Genomic DNA, 17726 nt, shown 5'->3' on the forward strand with positions numbered 1-17726 from the left:
ATATGCGCTCCGCCCTTGGTTTTCTTTCCGTTCTCATGATCTCAGCCGGTGTCGCCTGTGCGGAGCTTCCGCCCGAACTGCCTCCCATGACACCCCTGCCGCTCGCACCCGGACCAGTGACGGGCGGCACCATCAAGGGGGACCCCGCAGCAGGCATCGTGCCCGTCCGGGAACTGATTGAAGCCAACCGCAGGGATGAAGATATTCCCATGGCCGAGCCCATCCCCGGAGAAACGGCGGCTCCGTCCGCGCCGGACGAATCCATCCCGAATGCGGAACCCATTCCCGGCGAGACGCACCTCCAGCTCCCATCCCAGGCCACCCCTTCCATTCCGCCCTCCGCCTTTTCTCCCGTTCCCGTCCCTCAGCATGAAACACGGGTGGCCATCCTGGGCTACCATGATTTCAGCCGCACGCTGCCCGCCACGGAGATGCGCATGAATACGGACACGTTCCGGGCCCAGATGCAGGCGCTGAAAACCGCAGGCGTGCCCATCATCACCATGAAAGATTTCCTGGACTGGAAACTGGGCGACAAGCAACTGCCCGCCAAGTGCGTCCTGATCACCATTGACGACGGCTGGAAGAGCGTTTACACGGACGCCTACCCCATTCTCCGGGAAATGAAAATTCCCTTCACCGTTTTCCCCTACACCAAGTTCATCACAGGCCGCGGGTCCGCCATGAGCCGGGAGCAGATTCAGGAAATGCTGAACAACGGAGCCACTCTGGGCAGCCATTCCGTCAGCCACCTGTACCCCAGGTCCTGGCGCGCAGCCCAGAGAAAGGGCACGCAGGCCGTCCTGGACCTGGCCGCCAAGGAAATAGGGGAATCCAGGAAAATTCTCCAGGAGAGATTCCCCGGTTCCGACGTGGAAGCCTATTGCTACCCGGGCGGTTTCGTCCTGCCGGAGATGATCACCAAGGCGGAGGAAGCCGGCTTCCGGGCGGCGTTTACCGTCATTCCCAGAAAAGTGACCAAGGATACGGACCGCTGGAGAATTCACCGTTACATGGTGTTCGGCAAGGATCCCAAGACGTTCACCAGAGCCGTGAATTTCAATACTCCCAGCGCGCCGGAGACGCCCTCCCCCGCTCCCGCAGGCCATGAACAGGGGCTGGGGTCCTATCCGGCTCCCGCCCAGCCCGTCTTCCCGGCAGCCAACACCGTGGTCCGCAACCAGAATCCGGACATTTCCATTTCCCTTGCACGGGAACCGCAGCTCAATCCCAAGGACATGGAGATGCGCGTCTCCGGTTTCGGCCTGGTAAATGCCAAGTATGACGCCAGGGAAAAAGTCCTGAAATGGGCACCCTCCCGTCCCCTGCGCATCAGCCCGGTCACCGTCCAGGTACGGTGGAAGGTTCCCGGCGGCAACATCTGGCAAACGGCCACCTGGCAATTCGGGATTGCGGAGCAGGAAATGCATTTCATTCCCGGAAACCTCGTCAAATGACAGACTCCGCTCACGGCGTGTCCGCCGGAAAGGCAACGCTACCCCGCCGGAGAAAAGGTTGAAGGCCGCCTCCTTTGCCGATTAACGTTCCGGATTCACGCCAACGGAGAGAGTCTGGAAAAGAAAAGCCGTTCCCGACTGCCGACAAGGCCTCCCTCCCGCACGGCTTTTGGTCCGCCCTACCGGAGAAATCCCGGCTTTCCGGAAACGGAAGACATCTCCTTTCCAGGTCCCAAAACTGGCAAGGACCTGCAAAGAGAAAATTTATCTTTCTCCCTTTGACGCTCAATTTCTTGCAAAGGAAGAAGTACCTCTTTCCTTCCGAAAAACGGCGACCTTGCAACGGATTTGTAAAAAACGGGATGGATTTGTCGATTCATCGGAGGCTTGCTCCCTTTCCCGCCGGAAAGGAACCGCTCCATGCCGCAAGGACATTCCTGATTTCCCATCCTCCCCTCCCTGTCGGGCCATTACTCTTCCGCTCCCCGGCGCCATCCCGTTGCTCCTTCCCTTGTGTTAGTTTAAACTAATTCTATATTAGGTAAAAAGGCATGACGAAAAGACCAAGAAATCTTACATTTGGCTTGCCCGAAGGGTGCGAAGTGGCATAATCATCCGGCACCATTATCAGGTTCAGCCAGGCAGGACATTCCATGAACACGAGCACCAAAACCTTCACCGTTGCAGATACAGCCGCCAACGCCGATTATCTCACCAATACATCCGAACCGCTCGGAGAAACGATGACCCTGAACGTGGGCCCCTCCCACCCCGCCACCCACGGCGTGCTCCGCCTGGTTCTGGAGCTTGACGGCGAAGAAATCATCAGCTGTGATCCCGTAGTGGGCCACCTGCACCGCGGCATGGAGAAGATCGGGGAGACGATCCAGTACAACCAGTTCGTCCCCTACACCGACCGTTTTGACTACCTGGCCCCCCTCTCCAACAACATCGCCTACGCCTGCGCCGTGGAAAAGCTGATGGGCTGGGAACTTCCGCCCCGCGGCCAGGCCCTGCGCGTGCTCGCCCTGGAGCTTTCCCGTTTTTCCTCCCACATTCTGGGAGTGGGCGTGTACGCCATGGACGTAGGCGCCATGACCGTGTTCCTGTACTGCTATGAGGAACGCGAAAAAATCCACAACTTTTACGAACAGCTTACGGGCGCGCGCTTCACGTCCTCCTACACCCGCATCGGCGGCCAGACGCGCGACGTGCCGCAGCAAATGCTGAAGGAAGTGCTCGCCTTCTGCGACCAGGCGGAAAAGACCGTTGACGAAACGGAAGCCCTGCTGCTCAAGAACAAGATTTTCATCGACCGCCTCCAGGGCGTGGGCATCATTCCCCGTGAAAAGGCCCTTTCCTGGGGCCTTACCGGAGCCAACCTGCGCGCCAGCGGCGTCAAGCGCGACCTGCGCAAGACCAATCCCTACCTGGGCTACGAACAGTACGAATTCGATGTCCCGATCGGCGAACACGGAGACTGCTACGACCGTTTCACCATCCGCATTGAGGAAATGCGCCAGTCCTTGCGCATCATCCGCCAGGTGGCCGCCACCATGCCGGAGGGGCCCATCAACGTGGTGGACAAGAAAGGCACGCTTCCGCCCAAGGAAAAAGTGCTGACGGACATGGAATCCCTGATCCGCCAGTTCATGACCACCACCATGGGCGTGAACGCCCCTGCGGGCCAGGTTTACTTTGCCGCGGAAAACCCGAAGGGAGAGCTGGGCTTCTTCCTGGATTCCAAGGGCGGCGGTCTTCCCAACCGCCTGCGCATGCGCTCCCCCTCCTTCTGCAACCTTTCCATCCTGCCGGAGCTTCTGCCGGGGCACCTGGTTTCCGACGTTCCGGCCATTCTCGGCTCCTTTGACTTCGTGATGGGCGAATGCGACCGCTAACACGAACCCGCACCTTTTCCGCCAACCTTAACACATATTTCCATCCCCATGTCCGATTACGCTGAAAACGCCATTGACGCGCTCATCGCCCATCATCCCAGCCCCGGCGAACAATTCTACCCGGCCTTTGAAGCCACGCCGGAACTTGATGCCGCCGCAAGCGAATACATCACGCATTATCCGGAGGGCAAGCAGCAGTCCGCCGTTCTCCCCATTCTGCATGAGATTCAAAAGAAATTCGGCTACATCAGCGCGGACGCCATCACCTGGACGGCGGAAAAGCTGGGACTCACCCCTGCCCACGTGCTGGGCGTGGTCACTTTCTATCCCGGCCTGCGCCAGACCTGCCCCGGCAAGAACCACATCCGCGTCTGCCGCACGCTTTCCTGCGCCATGGCGGGGGCGGACAGCCTCTTCAACACCATCTGCACGCGCCTGGGAATCGACAAGAGCAGCATCGACCACCACCACCCCATCGGCGTCAGCCCCTCGGGCCTGTGGAGTGTGGAGGGCGTGGAATGCCTCGCCAACTGCGGATTCGGCCCCAACATGATGGTCAACGACATCCTGTATGAAAAAGTCACGCCGGAACTGCTGGAGGAAGTGATCCTCAAATACCAGAACGCCTAATTTTCCCCACCACGCACCAGATCACCCGCCATGAGCATTACCTATCTTCCCGGTAAAGAGCCCCACCCCAGGGAAACGCGCCGCATCCTTAAAAACATCAACCGCGAAGGGTGGAACACGTCCATTGACTGCTACCTGGCCGACGGCGGCTATGAAGAGTTGAAAAAGGCGCTCGGCATGGAGCCGAAGGCCGTCATTGACGAGGTGAAGAAATCCGGCCTGCGCGGCCGCGGCGGCGCGGGATTCCCCACCGGCGTGAAGTGGACCTTCATCCCGCCGAACAACACGAAGCCCGTCTATCTGGTCTGCAACTGCGACGAATCCGAACCCGGCACCTTCAAGGACCGCTACATCGTCCACCAGGACCCCCACCAGCTCATTGAGGGGATGGTCATTTCCAGCTACGCGGTGGGCGCCCACCTGGCGTACATCTACATGCGCGAGGAATTCCCCATTGCCGCGGAAACCATGCTCAAGGCCCTGCAGGAGGCGCGCGAACGCGGCTTCCTGGGCAAGAACATCCTGGGGTCCGGCTACGATCTGGAAATCCACCTGCACCGCGGCGCGGGCGCCTACATCTGCGGTGAGGAAACGGCCCTGCTCAACTCCCTGGAAGGCGTGCGCCCCTACCCCCGCATCAAGCCCCCCTACTTTCCGGCCGCCATCGGCCTGTACGGTTGCCCCACCATCGTGAACAACGTGGAATCCCTGTGTCAGGTAAAGCACGTCATCGCCATGGGCGGCGAAGCCTACGGACAGGAAGGCGCCAAACGCTCCCCCGGCACGCGCATCATCGGCGTCTCCGGCGACGTGCGGCGCCCCGGCTATTATGAAATCGTTTCCGGTTCCATGACCTTCGGCGAACTGCTGTACGACGTCTGCGGCGGCCCCCGTGAAGGCCGCGAATTCAAGGCTGTCATTCCCGGCGGCTCCTCCTCCAAGGTCATGCGCACGGACGTGGAGTACAAGACCCGGAATCCGGACGGCACCACGGGCAAAATCTCCTTCTTCGACATCCCGCTGGACCTGGACAGCATCGCCCAGTACGGCTCCATGTCCGGTTCCGGCGCGGTCATCGTCATGGACGACTCCCGCTCCATGCCCTGGGCGCTGAACAACATCAACCGCTTTTACGCCCACGAATCCTGCGGCCAGTGCACCCCGTGCCGCGAAGGATGCCCGTGGATGATGAAGCTCAGCACGCGCATTCTGGAAGGCAAGGGCGCCCCCTCGGACGTGGACCTCCTCATCCAGGTAGCCAACCAGATTGAAGGCAAGACGGTCTGCGCCTTTGGGGAAGCCGCCTCCTGGCCCACCCAGGCCATGGTCTCCAAGTTCAAGGAGGAATTCGTGGCCCTGACGGATCCTTTCAACGCCTGCCTGCCCCATTCTGCGGAAGGCAGGGAGCAGCGCCGCTATTTCATCCGGTAACCTCACCACGTCCCCAGTTTCAATTCCATTCCCTCCCATCACGTCATCATGAGCGAAGAAGCTTACAAACTCCCCAAAGACGCCGCTGCCGCGGAAGGCAAGGTGAACGTCCAGATCAACGGCACGTGGTACCGTTTCCCGCGCGGCACCAGGATTGCAGACGCCTGCCGTTCCGTGGGCGTGCCGATTCCCTGCTTCTGCTACCATCCCAAGCTGGCCGTCGTCGGCTCCTGCCGCATGTGCCTGGTGGAACAGGGCATGCCTCCCAGGCTGGCTCCGGGGCAGACTCCCTCCTACGACGAACAGGGTTTCCAGCCCATCCAGTGGATGCCCCGCCCCATCATCTCCTGCGCGAACACGGTGGCGGAAAACATGGGCGTACGCACGGACAGCCCGCTGGCGGCCGAAGCGCGCCGCGGCGTGCTGGAATTCCTGCTCACCAGCCATCCGCTGGACTGCCCCATCTGCGACCAGGCCGGAGAATGCAAGCTTCAGGAATACTCCAACGACTACGGCCAGATTGAAGGCCGCTACGAGGAAAAGAAAACCAAGAAGGGCAAGAACCTCAGCATCGGCCCGCGCGTCAACCTGGACCAGGAACGCTGCGTGCTCTGCGGCCGCTGCGTGCGCTTCATGCGCGACATCATGCACGACGAAGTGCTCACGATGTCCCAGCGCGGCACGTACAACGCCATCACGGTCTATCCCGGCCGGGAACTGGACAGCAACTATTCTCTGAACACCGTGGACCTTTGCCCGGTGGGCGCCCTGACCTCCAAGGACTTCCGCTTCAAGATGCGCGTTTGGTTCCTGAAGGAGACCAAGACCATTGACGTGGACTGCGGCACCGGCACCAACATCACCCTGTGGACCAGGGAAGACCGGGTGTACCGCATCACCCCGCGCCCGAACGACGCCGTGAACTCCTGCTGGATGCCGGACTCCCACCGACTGAATTACAAATACATCAATTCTCCCCAGCGCATCCCGCAGCCCGTGATCCGCACGGACGCCGGAGCTCCCCACCGCCCGGCCACCTGGGAACCGGCCCTGGCTTCCGCCGCAGAAGCCTTCAAGCGCATTTCCCCGGACAAAATCGCGATCATCGCCTCCGGACGGATGACCAATGAAGAACTTTACATGGTGCGCCACCTGGCCGCCCAGATCGGCACGGACAAGATGGACATCGTACCCCGCACGGGGGAAAGCGACGGAATGCTGATTTCCGCGGACCGCAACCCGAACACGAACGGCGCGAAGCTGGTTCTGGGCATCGAACCCGGTTCCAGACTGGACGCCATCCGGGAAGGGGTGCGCAACGGCTCCGTCAAGGCCGTCCTCGCTCTGGGGGAAGACCTCACCGCTCCGGAAGCCGGATTCACGCCGGAAGACCTCAAGAAGCTGGATTACCTCTTCATGATCGCCCACAGCGCCAATGAAACGGGCCGCCATGCGGACCTGGTGCTCCCCGGCGTCACCTATGCCGAAAAATTCGGAACCATGATCAATGTGGCGGGCCGCATCCAGCGCCTGAACCGCGCCATCCGGCCCGTGGGCTATTCCCGCGACGACTGGCAGATACTGAGGGACATCACCGTGGCCCTGGGCGGCAATCCCGCCCTGAAGGACTTCTCCTCCGCCCTGGATATCCTGACGGTCATGAGCACCGAATACGAGGAGCTGAACGGCCTTACCTGGGGTTCCATCGGAGACGGCGGCCGGCCCATTCTGGAAACGGGCGTCACCATTCCCGTGGTGGAACGCGAAAGGAACCAGTCCCGCTAACAACACTTCACACGCATACAACCCGTTAATCCGCCATGATTGATTCGATTCTAACCTTCTGCGACGAGGTGCTCAGCAACCCCATCTGGTTCTACGTCATCACCCTGCTGATCAAGATCGTCATCTGCTTTGCCATCACCATCCTGTTCATTCCGATCTGCGTGTACATTGAACGCCGGGTGGCCGCCTGGATCCAGGACCGCGTGGGCCCCAACCGCGCCGGCATCCCGCTGAGCATCTTCCGCCGCTTCGGCATGAAGTCCGACCTGCCGTTCAAGAAGACGCTGGACTACTTCGGCCTGCCTCACGACGGCAAGATCGCCAACCTGTGCCGCTTCTTCCGCCTGGACCGGGACATTCCCATCTTCGGCCTCGTCCAGCCCATGGTGGACGGCGGCAAGCTGTTCCTGAAACAGGACTTCACGCCGCCCTTCGTGCGCCGCGTCTATTTCTGGATCGCCCCGATGCTGGTGCTTGCCCCGCCGCTGATGACGGCCGCCGTCATCCCCTTTGCCGGAGACCTGCACACCTCCTACGGCAATGTGAACATGGCCGTGGCCAACCTGAGCGTGGGGCCGCTGTGGGTGTTCGCCATCTCCTCACTTTCCGTGTACGGTCTGGTGCTGGCGGGCTGGTCCTCCAACTCCAAGTTCCCGTTCCTGGGCGGCGTGCGCTCCTCCGCGCAGATGATCTCCTATGAAATCAGCATGGGGCTGTCCATCATCCCCGTTCTGATGATTTACAGCACGCTGGACCTGTCCAACATCGTGGAATACCAGGCGGCCAACGGCTGGCTGCTGCTTCCCGTGTGGGGAGAGGGCCTGAGCTGGCAGCGCTGGATTCTCCTGGTGCCCGTGGCCATCAGCTTCCTCATCTTCCTGACTTCCATCTTCGCGGAAGCCAACCGCACCCCCTTCGACATGTCCGAATGCGAGACGGACCTCGTGGGCGGCTACCACACGGAATACTCTTCCATGAAGTTCGCGCAGTTCTTCATGGGCGAATACGCCGCCATGGTGGTGGGCTCCTCCCTGGTCATCACGCTCTTCCTAGGCGGCTGGTCCATCGGCTTCGGCCTGGACGGCTGGCTGAACGAACACGTCGCCAACTGGGTGGCGGTGCTCTGCCAGCTGGTCGCCTACGTGCTCAAGCTCCTCTTCTTCGCCTTCTTCTTCGTCTGGGTGCGCTGGACGCTGCCCCGCTTCCGCTATGACCAGGTGATGAAGCTCGGCTGGATGGTCTTCTTTGAACTGGCCGTCATCAACATCTTCATCACGGCCGCCATCCTGTACTTCGTCAAGTAAACCAACCCTTTATCCCGATACACAAATATTATGGCCTTCAAAACGATCAAGCGCCCGAAGATTTCCCTCGGAGAGCGGTTCTACTTGCAATCCATCCTGGGCGGTCTGTGGATCACCATCAAGCACCTGGCCCTGGCTCTGGCGGGCAAGTCCCGCAACAAGAAGGAACTGGCCGGCTCCGGAATCGGCGTCACCATGCAGTACCCGGAATTCCGCTGGGACAAGCACCTGCCTCCCTATTACCGCGGCTATCCCGTGCTGGTGAAGGGCGAGGACGGACGCGAACGCTGCGTCTCCTGCCAGCTCTGCGAATTCATCTGCCCCGCCCGCGCCATCACCATCACGCCCGGCACCGTCAAGGAAGGCGACTGGGACAAGGTGGAAAAAGCCCCCAAGGAATTCGAGATCGACATGCTCCGCTGCATCTACTGCGGCATGTGCGAGGAAGCCTGCCCGGAACAAGCCATCTTCATGAGCCAGGACTACCTGCTCACCCCTACGGACCGGACGCAGTCCATCCACAACAAGGCCAGGCTCTACGAACTGGGCGGCACCCGCAAGGGGCTGGTCAACAAGTGGAACCAATACAAATAACACACCCCGAACTCTTCACTCCACATTCTGCACGTTATGAACATTTTTGCCAGTGACATACTCTTCTACGTCTTCGGGGCCCTGGCCGTGATCCTGTCCCTGATGGTCGTCTTCATGCGCAACCCCGTTTCCTCCGCCATGATGATGGCCCTCTCCTTCGGGGCGACGGCCGCCGTCATGATCGGTCTGGGCGCCCACTTCCTGGGCATTCTGCAAATCCTCGTGTACGCCGGGGCTATCATGGTTCTCTTCGCGTTCATCATCATGCTGCTGAACGTAAAGCTGGAAACCTCCCCCTTCCGGCGGCCCGTTTCCGTCGCCGTGGGCGTCATCATCGCAGGGCTGTTCCTCGGCCAGCTCATCGGCATCATCTACTCCCTGCCCGGCGCCAAAGACTGCGGCCGCTGCCCGATGGCCAGCGCGGAACAGGCCTGGAACGATCTGAAGATCGGACAGGACGGCGCTACGGAAGGCAACGCCGGCGTGGCTTGCGGATTGCGCGCTTCAACTTCCGCTTTTACAGATGCTGAAATCGATCGCCAGATCAGCAACGGCCAGCAGCAAGGAAACGCGGAATCCGTCCAAGCTCCGGGAGCAACCGCATCCGGCAAGCACGGCGTCAACGGCCTTCCTCTCGACAAAATCGCCATCTGCGGACAGAAGCAAGGGAACTATGCCTTTTCCGGAAACTCCATTGACCGTTTATTGAGTTTATCTATCCAGCCCCCCCGGATCACCCTTCCTCCGCTTTCCCCCAAATGCTCCGCGCATCTTTATCCGGAAGGGACGACCATCCGGGCGGAGATCGACAACGGGGAATTCCCGGACACCGCCCTGCTGGGCCGCACCCTGTTTGACAAGTACAACCGCACGCTGATCATCGCGGGGCTGGCCCTGCTGGTGTCTTCCATCGGCGTCGTGGTCCTGAGCCGCCGACCCTCCGGCAAATAAACGAACATCTCAACACAGCCAATCATCATGATACCTCTTACGCATTATCTGATCCTCTCCGGCATTCTGTTTGCCATCGGCCTGGTGGGGGTGATCGTCCGGCGCGACATCATCGTCATTTTCATGTGCCTGGAAATGATGCTCAGCGCGGCCAACCTTTCCCTGGTGGCCTTCTCCCGGGCCCAGGGCTCCATGGGACTGCCCAACTATGACGGCCAGTCCCTGTCCATCTTCGTCCTGACCATCGCCGCGGCGGAAGTGGCCATCGGCCTGGCCCTGATCGTTTCCCTGTACCGCGCGCGGCGCACGGCCAGCACCCAGGACCTTCATACGCTGAAAGACTAAGAGCAACCCGAACCTCACACGAACATGTTAGACATCGACATCCAATATACCTGGCTCCTGCTCTTTCTGCCCCTGGTCGTGGCGGCTTTCAACTGGTTTTTCCTGACAAAGCGCGCGAACGTGGCGGCCCTCACCTCCACCTTCTCCTGCCTGGTCACCTTCGTTCTTTCCCTGGCCCTGCTGGACAAGACCGGAACGGATGCCTTCACCTGGCTTTCCATTTCCAGCGTCTTCTCCATTGACCTCGGCTTCGTGCTGGACCCCCTCTCCACGCGCATGATGCTGGTGGTCACGGGCATCGGCCTGCTGGTGCATATCTTCTCCCTGGGATACATGGCGGACGACAAGGCCAAGGCCCGCTACTTCGCCTGCCTGAGTTTGTTCATGTTCTCCATGACGGGCATCGTCCTGGCCAGCAACATCGCCATGACCTTCATCTTCTGGGAGCTGGTGGGCCTTTCCTCCTACCTGCTCATCGGCCACTGGTACACCAGGTCCGCCGCCGCGGACGCCGCCAAGAAGGCCTTCATCTGCAACCGCGTGGGGGACTTCGGCTTCCTGATCGGCATCCTGACCCTCTGGGCGCTGACCAATACGCTCAATTTCAGCCTGATGGAAATGCCCGCCGGCATCAGTGAAACCCTGCTGAACATCACGGTGCTGTGCCTGTTCTGCGGCGCGGTGGGCAAGTCCGCCCAGTTCCCGCTGCACGTGTGGCTGCCGGATGCCATGGAAGGCCCCACCCCCGTTTCCGCCCTGATCCATGCCGCCACAATGGTCGCCGCCGGGGTGTACATGATGGTGCGCGTCCAGCTCTCCATCGGCGTGGAAGCGTTCCCCTCTCTCTCCTGCGACGTGATCGCCATCATCGGCGCTATCACGGCCATCATCGCCGCCTTCATGGCAACCCAGCAAAACGACATCAAGCGCGTGCTGGCCTATTCCACCCTGTCCCAGCTCGGGTACATGGTCATGGCCCTGGGCCTGCTGGCCGGGGAAGCGGCCATGTTCCACCTGTTCACCCACGCCTGGTTCAAGGCGCTGCTCTTCCTTGGCGCGGGCGCCATCATCTTCGCCTGCCACCATGAGCAGGACATCTGGAAGATGGGCGGCATCATGAAGCGCATGAAGCTGACCTCCCTGACCTTCATCATCGGCACCATGGCCCTGATCGCCATTCCGTTCACGTCCGGCTTCTTCTCCAAGGAAGCCATCCTGGAAGCCGCCCTGCACAAAAACCCGGTGTTCTTCTGGATCGGCGGCGGCGTGGCCCTGCTGACCACCTTCTACATGATGAGAGTCATCTTCGTGGTCTTCTTCGGCAGGGAACGCAGCCACAGCGCGGAACACGCGCGGGAAGTGGGCGGCGTCATGCTCATTCCCCTGCTGATCCTGGCCGTGCTCGCCGTCATCTCCGGCTACGGCTTTATCGCGGACAGGCTGGTTCCCTTCAACGGCTTTGCAGTAGCGGACTTCCACATGGGAATGCCCTTCTACGTATCCATGGGCGCCCTCGTCCTGGGCATTCTGCTGGCGGCCGTGTTTTATGCGGGCTCTCCGGCCTCCGACAAGCTCTCCGGCAACGCCGTCTCCCGCGCCCTCGTCAACCGGCTCTACATCGACTGGTTCTACGACAAGGTGCTCGTTAAAGGCGTGCAGGGCATTCTGGCCTCCATTATCGACTTCATCGACCAGTTCATCATTTCCGGCCTCATCGTGGGCGGCCTGGCCCGGCTGACCGCCGCCGTCGGCTCCCTGCTCCGCCGCCTGCAGTCCGGCAACATGGCCGCCTACACGGTTCTGTTCGGCGTCGGCCTGCTTCTGGTCATTTACTTCACCGTCTTCTATTCCTGCTAACCTCCCAACCAATCACACACCATGCTTATCTGGCTTGTTCTCATTCCTCTGATTGCCTCAGCCCTCATCGGTCTGTGCAAGGCGCCCGCGCGCCCGACGGCCCTGCTCAGCGCAACGCTGACGCTGGCCCTGGGCATCTGGGCCCTGGTTAGCTTTGACGACTGCGCTTCCTGCTGGTCCCGCTTCCAGGGGCTGGATCTTCAATTGACCCTGGCCCCCGCCATGGCCAAGGTGATGCTGCTGCTGACCATCCTGGTCACTTTCGCCACGGTGCTGGGCACCAATCCTCCCAAGGGAGGGGAAGCCTCCTGGTACAATTCCGCCCTGCTGATCTCCGCGGGCGCCACCGGGGCCTTCCTGTCCAACAACATTATTTCCTTCTTCGCCTTCCATGAACTGGCGCTGATCCCCACCTTCGTGATGATCGGCCTATACGGCAGGGGGGACAAGCGCACCACCGCCTGGCGCGCCACCCTGTACCTGGGGCTGGCCTCCATGGTGCTGCTCGCGGCCCTGCTGATGATCGGAACGCAGGCCGGGTTCACCTTCTCCGGCCTCCAGGACTTCATCCAGAGCGGACAGCCCCTGGAAAATGCGGAACTGATCGGCGCCCTGCTGATCGCCGGATTCGGCACCCTGATCTCCCTGTTCCCGTTCCATTCCTGGGCCGCCCCCGCCTATGCCTCCGCCCCCGCTCCGGTGGCGATGATGCACGCGGGCGTTCTGAAAAAATTCGGCCTGTACGGCCTGTTCATGTTCCAGCCCCTGATGGAAGCGGGCTTCCTGCCCTGGACGAACATCCTGCTCGTCCTGCTGGTGTGCAACGTGATCTGGGTGGGCTACGTGACGGTGAACCAGAAGCGGCTGGACCTGCTGCTGGGCAACTCCTCCGTGATGCACATGGGCTACATCTTCCTGGCCTTCGCCGCCCTGATCGTATCCGGTTCCGCGGAAGCCAACCCCTGGGCCGTGAAAGGCGCGGCCCTGCTGATGCTGGCCCACGGCCTTTCCATCGCCCTGCTCTTCATGCTCTGCGGCCAGATTGAAAAGCAGACCGGCACGCTGGAAATCAATTCCCTGGGCGGCCTGGGAACCAGGCTGCCCCGCATGGCCTTCGTCTTCGGCCTGGCGGGCATGGCCTCCATCGGCCTCCCCGGCCTGGCGAACTTCCCGGGCGAGTTCATGGTCTTCTTCTCCGGTTTCGCCGGGTTCGAGAACGGCTTCGGCCCCGTGCAGATCGCCACGATCCTCTGCCTGTGGGGCCTGGTCATCGGCGCCGTGTACATGCTGAGGGCCTACCGCAACATCTTCCAGGGCGACCTGTCCAAGGCCGCCGCCTACGCGACGGAACTGCTGCCCGCCGAACGCGCGGCCAACTACTTCCTGGTCATCACCCTGGTCGTCTTCGGCTTCCTGCCGGACCTGGTTCTCCAATTCTTCTCCTGATCATCCCCTGAATACAATCCAAGCTTAACCTGATCTTCTTTTACCCATGCAAGCGTACATTCCGGAATTCATCCTGGCCGGCCTGGCGATGATCCTGCTCCTGGCTGAAACCTTCTTCAAGAAGGCTCCCAAATTCGTCTTCGGCCTGATCGGGGCGGCGGGCGCCCTGGCGATGCTTCCCTTCTACATGGAAAGCCTCTACGCCAATACCTACATCATCCTGGCCCTGGTCGCCACGGCGATCACCCTGCTCCTTTCCGTGGACTTCCGCGCCGTCATCAACCTGTCTTCCAACGACTCCAAGACGCAGGACGGCACCGGGGAATTCTACATCCTGCCGCTGCTCGCCTGCGTGGGGATCACCTCCCTGTGCAAGGCCGCCAACCTGGTGGAACTCTTCGTTTCCCTGGAAGTGCTCACACTGAGCTCCTTCATCATGGTGGGCTATTTCCGCCGGAACCTCGGCTCCACGGAAGCGGGCATCAAGTACCTGATCCTGGGAGCCGTCAGCACGGGCTTCCTCGTCTTCGGCCTGGCATGGTACTTCGGCATGACCGGCACCTTTGAATACAACCACGCCATCGTCATGGCCGCCCTTTCCGGACAGACGGCACCGGGCATGTTCTTCGCCCTGGCCCTGCTCCTGCTCGGCACCGCCTTCAAGATCGGCGCCGTTCCCATGCAGCTGTGGATTCCGGACGTGTACCAGGGCGCACCCACCCCGGTGACAGCCTTCCTCTCCGTAGCGTCCAAGGTGGCGGGCTTCGCCCTGCTGAGCATCATCCTGGCGCCCTTCGCCGGCATTCCCGCCGTCCAGTTCGTCATCGCCCTGATGGCCGCGGCCACGCTGCTGGTGGGTAACCTGGGAGCCATTCCTCAAACCAACCTGAAACGCCTGATGGGGTATTCCTCCATCGCGCAGGCCGGCTTCATCCTGCCCCTCTTCATCGGCACGGTGAAGGGGCAGCTGGCGCCCAACGCGCCCTTCTACCTGGCGGTGTATCTGGTCATGACCTTCGGGGCCTTCTTCGCCCTCGCCATGATCCGCACCCAGCGCGGCAGCGAGGAAATCTCCGCCTTCCGCGGCCTGGGCAAAACCAATCCCCGCCTGGCCCTCGCCATCACGATCATGTTCGCCTCCCTGGCAGGCGTTCCGCTGACGGCCGGCTTCTTCGCCAAAATGATCTCCTTCGTCCACGTCATCAACACGGGCCTGTACCTGAACTGGATGCTGCCCATCATGATCATCTGCGCCGCCGCAGGCTTCTATTATTACTTCAAGGTCATCCGTTCCATGTACTGGGACAAGCCGGAAGAAGGCATGGAAGCCGTACAGGTGCCCGTCATCTCCGGCGTGATGCTGGCGGCCTTCTCCGTCTTCATCGTGATCGGCGGCCTGATGCCCCTGTTCATCAACCCGATCCGTTAAAAAACCTCCTTCCGTTCATCATCCTGTAAAGGCCGCTTCCGCATCCTGCGGGGCGGCCTTTCCTTTCCTCCTCCGCCGGGAACGCCGCAGCCTTTTGAAGCGGCTGGAAGGAATGGAGCGGAAACGAATGAAATGTTTGACGGTCTTTCAGCCATAAAATTTTCATTGCCGGAAAAACCCGCGTCTTCTCCATCTTCAGACGGCGCACCATGCCGGAAAAACCCTGGAAAAAACGGAAAGACGTGAGAGATTGAATAAAACGAAAACGTAATTAGTCCGTACTAACCATGCACCGCGGAGCGCCCGAAGGGGCGTGCCCGGAGCAAACCGTCAACACCAATCATTCCCATGCGTCTTTTTTCCGCAACAGCCGTCGTCTGCGCCTCCCTGCTTGCCGCAGTATCATTCGTCCACGCCCAGTCTCCGGAAGTCCTGGCGAAGCGGCAGTGCCGCTCCGTGCATATCAGGCAGGACGGCCATCCGGCCCAGGCGGCCGCCCTGTACAACGAGGTGAAGGCCCGCACCTCCGTTCCCGGCACTTATTTCTGCGCCATGAACTTTGACGACGGCTACATCGGCTTCCAGGAACAGTCCAACGGCAGGAAAGTGATTATTTTTTCCATCTGGGACCCGGTTTCCCACGGAGACAACCCCAACAGCGTCCCGGAAGAAGAACGCACCAAGCTGCTGAAGCTGGGAGAAAACGCCAGGGCCGGACGCTTCGGCGGCGAGGGGACGGGCGGCCAGAGCTTTGTGGATTATCCCTGGGAAGTGGGGGAAAACATGCGCTTTCTCGTCTGCATCAAAAAAATGGGGCCGTTCAAGGAAATCAGCGGCTTTTACTTCAACAACAAGACCAACTCCTGGGACCTCATTTCCAAGTGGAAAACCCATTCCTCCAAGAAAGAACTTTCCTACTCCGTAGGGTTTGTGGAGGATTTCATGCGCAATTTTGAATCCGCCAAGAAAGCGCGCGGCGCGTTCTTCGGTCCCGGCTTTGCGTACAAGGACGGCAAATGGTTCCCCAGCACCGGCGTTACCTTTACGGGCGACCCCACCCCCTCCACCAACGTCATGGCGGAAATCCAGCCGAACGGTTCCGTCCTGCTCCAGACGGGCGGTGAAACGGTGATGACGGATTTCAAGCTGTTTGAAAGCCGACCCCTGCCTCAGGATGTAAAGCCTGTACCGCCCGGTGAAGACATTACCCGGCTCGTGCAGGAGCACACCAAATAATTATGTCCCTTACCGGCTGGCTTACGATGATTTTTTCCATCAGCGGCGTTCTGACCGCCGCTGTATGGGCCTATTATAAAGTGCTTTCCACTCCCCGGGAGACGGAACACCTGCTCAGCCCCACCCCGCCCCTGCCGGAAGACCCGGACCAGTAAACCAGTCCATACGGGAGAGCGAGGAACACGCAGTTTCCAAAAGCTCGGCGTCCATGCGCAGAGATTCGCAAAAGAGGGCTTCTCACATCCGTGAGGCGCCCTCTTCTTCCAACGGGAGAAGGACAAAGAGAGAAGGAGAAAAAAGAGGCCGTTTTACCCGTCCGAAGGAGGGAGGATGAAGCCCAGGCGGTCAATGCCGTATCTGGCGCATTCCTGCCACAGGGATTTTTCCAGGGCCTCCGCGGTATGGCGGCGCTCTTCCTCCGACATGTTCTCAAAGTATTCCGGCCCCAGGTGTTCGCTGATGGCCTTGTCCGCCATGCGCGTCACCAGGTCCGCCCAGAAGATGTTGTCCCGATATTCGTCCAGGCAGTCCTGGTAAAAGGCGTTTTCCTCATATTCCCGGGTGAAGGCGTAGGCTCCCAGATCCTCCGCATAGGCAATGTGCCCTTTCAGTCTGGGGGTTTCCGACAGGTCCTTCATCAGGCGGGAGATGAGCTTTCCCCACGCCACCAGGCCTCCCTCCGCTCCGTCCTGCTGGTTGGCGGCAGCTACGGCAGCGGCGGTTGAAAGCATTTCCGCCAGATGCCGCGCCTCTTCGTCGGATAATTTCAGAGTAACCGGCATGGGGTCAAATCAGTCCGAGTTTCATTTTCCCTTCCTCGCTCACCATTTCCTGGTTCCACGGAGGGTCCCAGACCATGTCCACATCCGCGGCCTCCACACCTTCCAGGGCTTCAATGCGGTCCTTGGCCTCCATCACCAGGTGGGGCCCCATGCCGCAGCCGGGGGCGGTGAGGGTCATCTTCACGGCCACGTGATGCAGGCCGTTTTCCAGTTCCGTCACGGTTACGTCGTAAATCAGGCCCAGGTCCACGATGTCCACGGGAATTTCTGGATCGTAAATGCATTTGAGCGTATCCCAGACGCGTTCCTCAAGCGTGGCGTTCTCGTCCAGTCCGACCGTTTCCGGGGAATTTTCCACGGGTTCGGCGCCCAGCGCGTCCGCGTCTTCCCTGGAAATGCGGGCCAGGCCGTAGTCCGTAGCCACGGTATAGGTGCCGCCCAGAATCTGGGTGATGTACACGCGCTCCCCTTCCGGCAGGGTAAGCACATCCCCGCTGGGGATCTGCACCGCCGTCACTTCTCTTTTGAGTTCTACTACCTGGTTCAGCATAAATCCTTGCGTTTAAAAGGCCGTCCGGCTG

Annotated in this window: 16 protein-coding genes; 14 read left to right on the plus strand and 2 right to left on the minus strand. The window is 60.7% G+C overall.

Annotated features, from left to right (window positions below; genetic code table 11):
* Window positions 1–35: 35 nt before the first annotated feature.
* The 14 genes from OQH67_RS00640 (at window position 36) to OQH67_RS00705 (ending at window position 16518) form a co-directional block, all read left to right on the plus strand.
* Entirely contained in the window at window positions 36–1457 is a 1422-nt protein-coding gene (locus OQH67_RS00640; protein ID WP_215434987.1) for a polysaccharide deacetylase family protein, read from the plus strand.
* A gap of 653 nt (window positions 1458–2110) precedes the next feature.
* On the plus strand, window positions 2111–3355 hold the full coding sequence (gene nuoD, locus OQH67_RS00645) for an NADH dehydrogenase (quinone) subunit D (RefSeq protein ID WP_215434986.1): 1245 nt from the start codon (window positions 2111–2113) through the stop codon (window positions 3353–3355).
* 48 nt (window positions 3356–3403) lie between these two features.
* Window positions 3404–3985 (plus strand): NADH-quinone oxidoreductase subunit NuoE family protein, encoded by a 582-nt coding sequence (locus OQH67_RS00650; RefSeq protein ID WP_130083410.1) that lies wholly within the window; start codon window positions 3404–3406, stop codon window positions 3983–3985.
* Between the two features lie 30 nt (window positions 3986–4015).
* The gene (gene nuoF, locus OQH67_RS00655; protein ID WP_067571645.1) at window positions 4016–5416 is read left to right on the plus strand and encodes an NADH-quinone oxidoreductase subunit NuoF; all 1401 of its coding nucleotides are present in this window, start codon (window positions 4016–4018) and stop codon (window positions 5414–5416) included.
* Between the two features lie 48 nt (window positions 5417–5464).
* Window positions 5465–7201, plus strand: coding sequence for an NADH-quinone oxidoreductase subunit G (locus OQH67_RS00660; RefSeq protein WP_218957806.1), 1737 nt, complete (start codon window positions 5465–5467; stop codon window positions 7199–7201).
* Between the two features lie 35 nt (window positions 7202–7236).
* Complete coding sequence (locus tag OQH67_RS00665; protein WP_215434985.1) at window positions 7237–8505, plus strand: complex I subunit 1/NuoH family protein; 1269 nt, start codon at window positions 7237–7239, stop codon at window positions 8503–8505.
* 30 nt (window positions 8506–8535) lie between these two features.
* Window positions 8536–9099, plus strand: coding sequence for a NuoI/complex I 23 kDa subunit family protein (locus OQH67_RS00670; protein WP_215434984.1), 564 nt, complete (start codon window positions 8536–8538; stop codon window positions 9097–9099).
* A 36-nt stretch (window positions 9100–9135) separates the two neighbouring features.
* Window positions 9136–10050, plus strand: coding sequence for an NADH-quinone oxidoreductase subunit J family protein (locus OQH67_RS00675; protein WP_215434983.1), 915 nt, complete (start codon window positions 9136–9138; stop codon window positions 10048–10050).
* Between the two features lie 27 nt (window positions 10051–10077).
* Window positions 10078–10395, plus strand: coding sequence for an NADH-quinone oxidoreductase subunit NuoK (gene nuoK, locus OQH67_RS00680; protein WP_067571636.1), 318 nt, complete (start codon window positions 10078–10080; stop codon window positions 10393–10395).
* Window positions 10396–10419: 24 nt separating this feature from the next.
* Window positions 10420–12252: an NADH-quinone oxidoreductase subunit L gene (gene nuoL / locus OQH67_RS00685; protein WP_215434982.1), complete on the plus strand. Its 1833-nt coding sequence runs from the start codon at window positions 10420–10422 to the stop codon at window positions 12250–12252.
* 21 nt (window positions 12253–12273) lie between these two features.
* A complete protein-coding gene (locus OQH67_RS00690) occupies window positions 12274–13698 on the plus strand; it encodes a complex I subunit 4 family protein (protein ID WP_067571633.1) in 1425 nt (474 codons plus the stop codon).
* Between the two features lie 46 nt (window positions 13699–13744).
* The gene (locus OQH67_RS00695) at window positions 13745–15127 is read left to right on the plus strand and encodes an NADH-quinone oxidoreductase subunit N (protein WP_215434981.1); all 1383 of its coding nucleotides are present in this window, start codon (window positions 13745–13747) and stop codon (window positions 15125–15127) included.
* Window positions 15128–15475: 348 nt separating this feature from the next.
* Window positions 15476–16363, plus strand: a complete 888-nt coding sequence (locus tag OQH67_RS00700; RefSeq protein ID WP_215434980.1) for a DUF3472 domain-containing protein — start codon at window positions 15476–15478, stop codon at window positions 16361–16363.
* Between the two features lie 2 nt (window positions 16364–16365).
* Entirely contained in the window at window positions 16366–16518 is a 153-nt protein-coding gene (locus OQH67_RS00705; protein WP_156469846.1) for a hypothetical protein, read from the plus strand.
* Between the two features lie 153 nt (window positions 16519–16671).
* Here the strand turns inward: OQH67_RS00705 and OQH67_RS00710 are convergent, their stop codons facing one another.
* Window positions 16672–17145, minus strand: a complete 474-nt coding sequence (locus OQH67_RS00710) for a hypothetical protein (protein ID WP_215434979.1) — start codon at window positions 17143–17145, stop codon at window positions 16672–16674.
* A 4-nt stretch (window positions 17146–17149) separates the two neighbouring features.
* Complete coding sequence (gene sufT, locus OQH67_RS00715; RefSeq protein ID WP_215434978.1) at window positions 17150–17695, minus strand: putative Fe-S cluster assembly protein SufT; 546 nt, start codon at window positions 17693–17695, stop codon at window positions 17150–17152.
* Between the last annotated feature and the right edge of the window lie 31 nt (window positions 17696–17726).

Origin of the sequence: Akkermansia biwaensis (assembly GCF_026072915.1) — a bacterium.
Classification (GTDB): Bacteria; Verrucomicrobiota; Verrucomicrobiia; order Verrucomicrobiales; family Akkermansiaceae; genus Akkermansia; species Akkermansia biwaensis.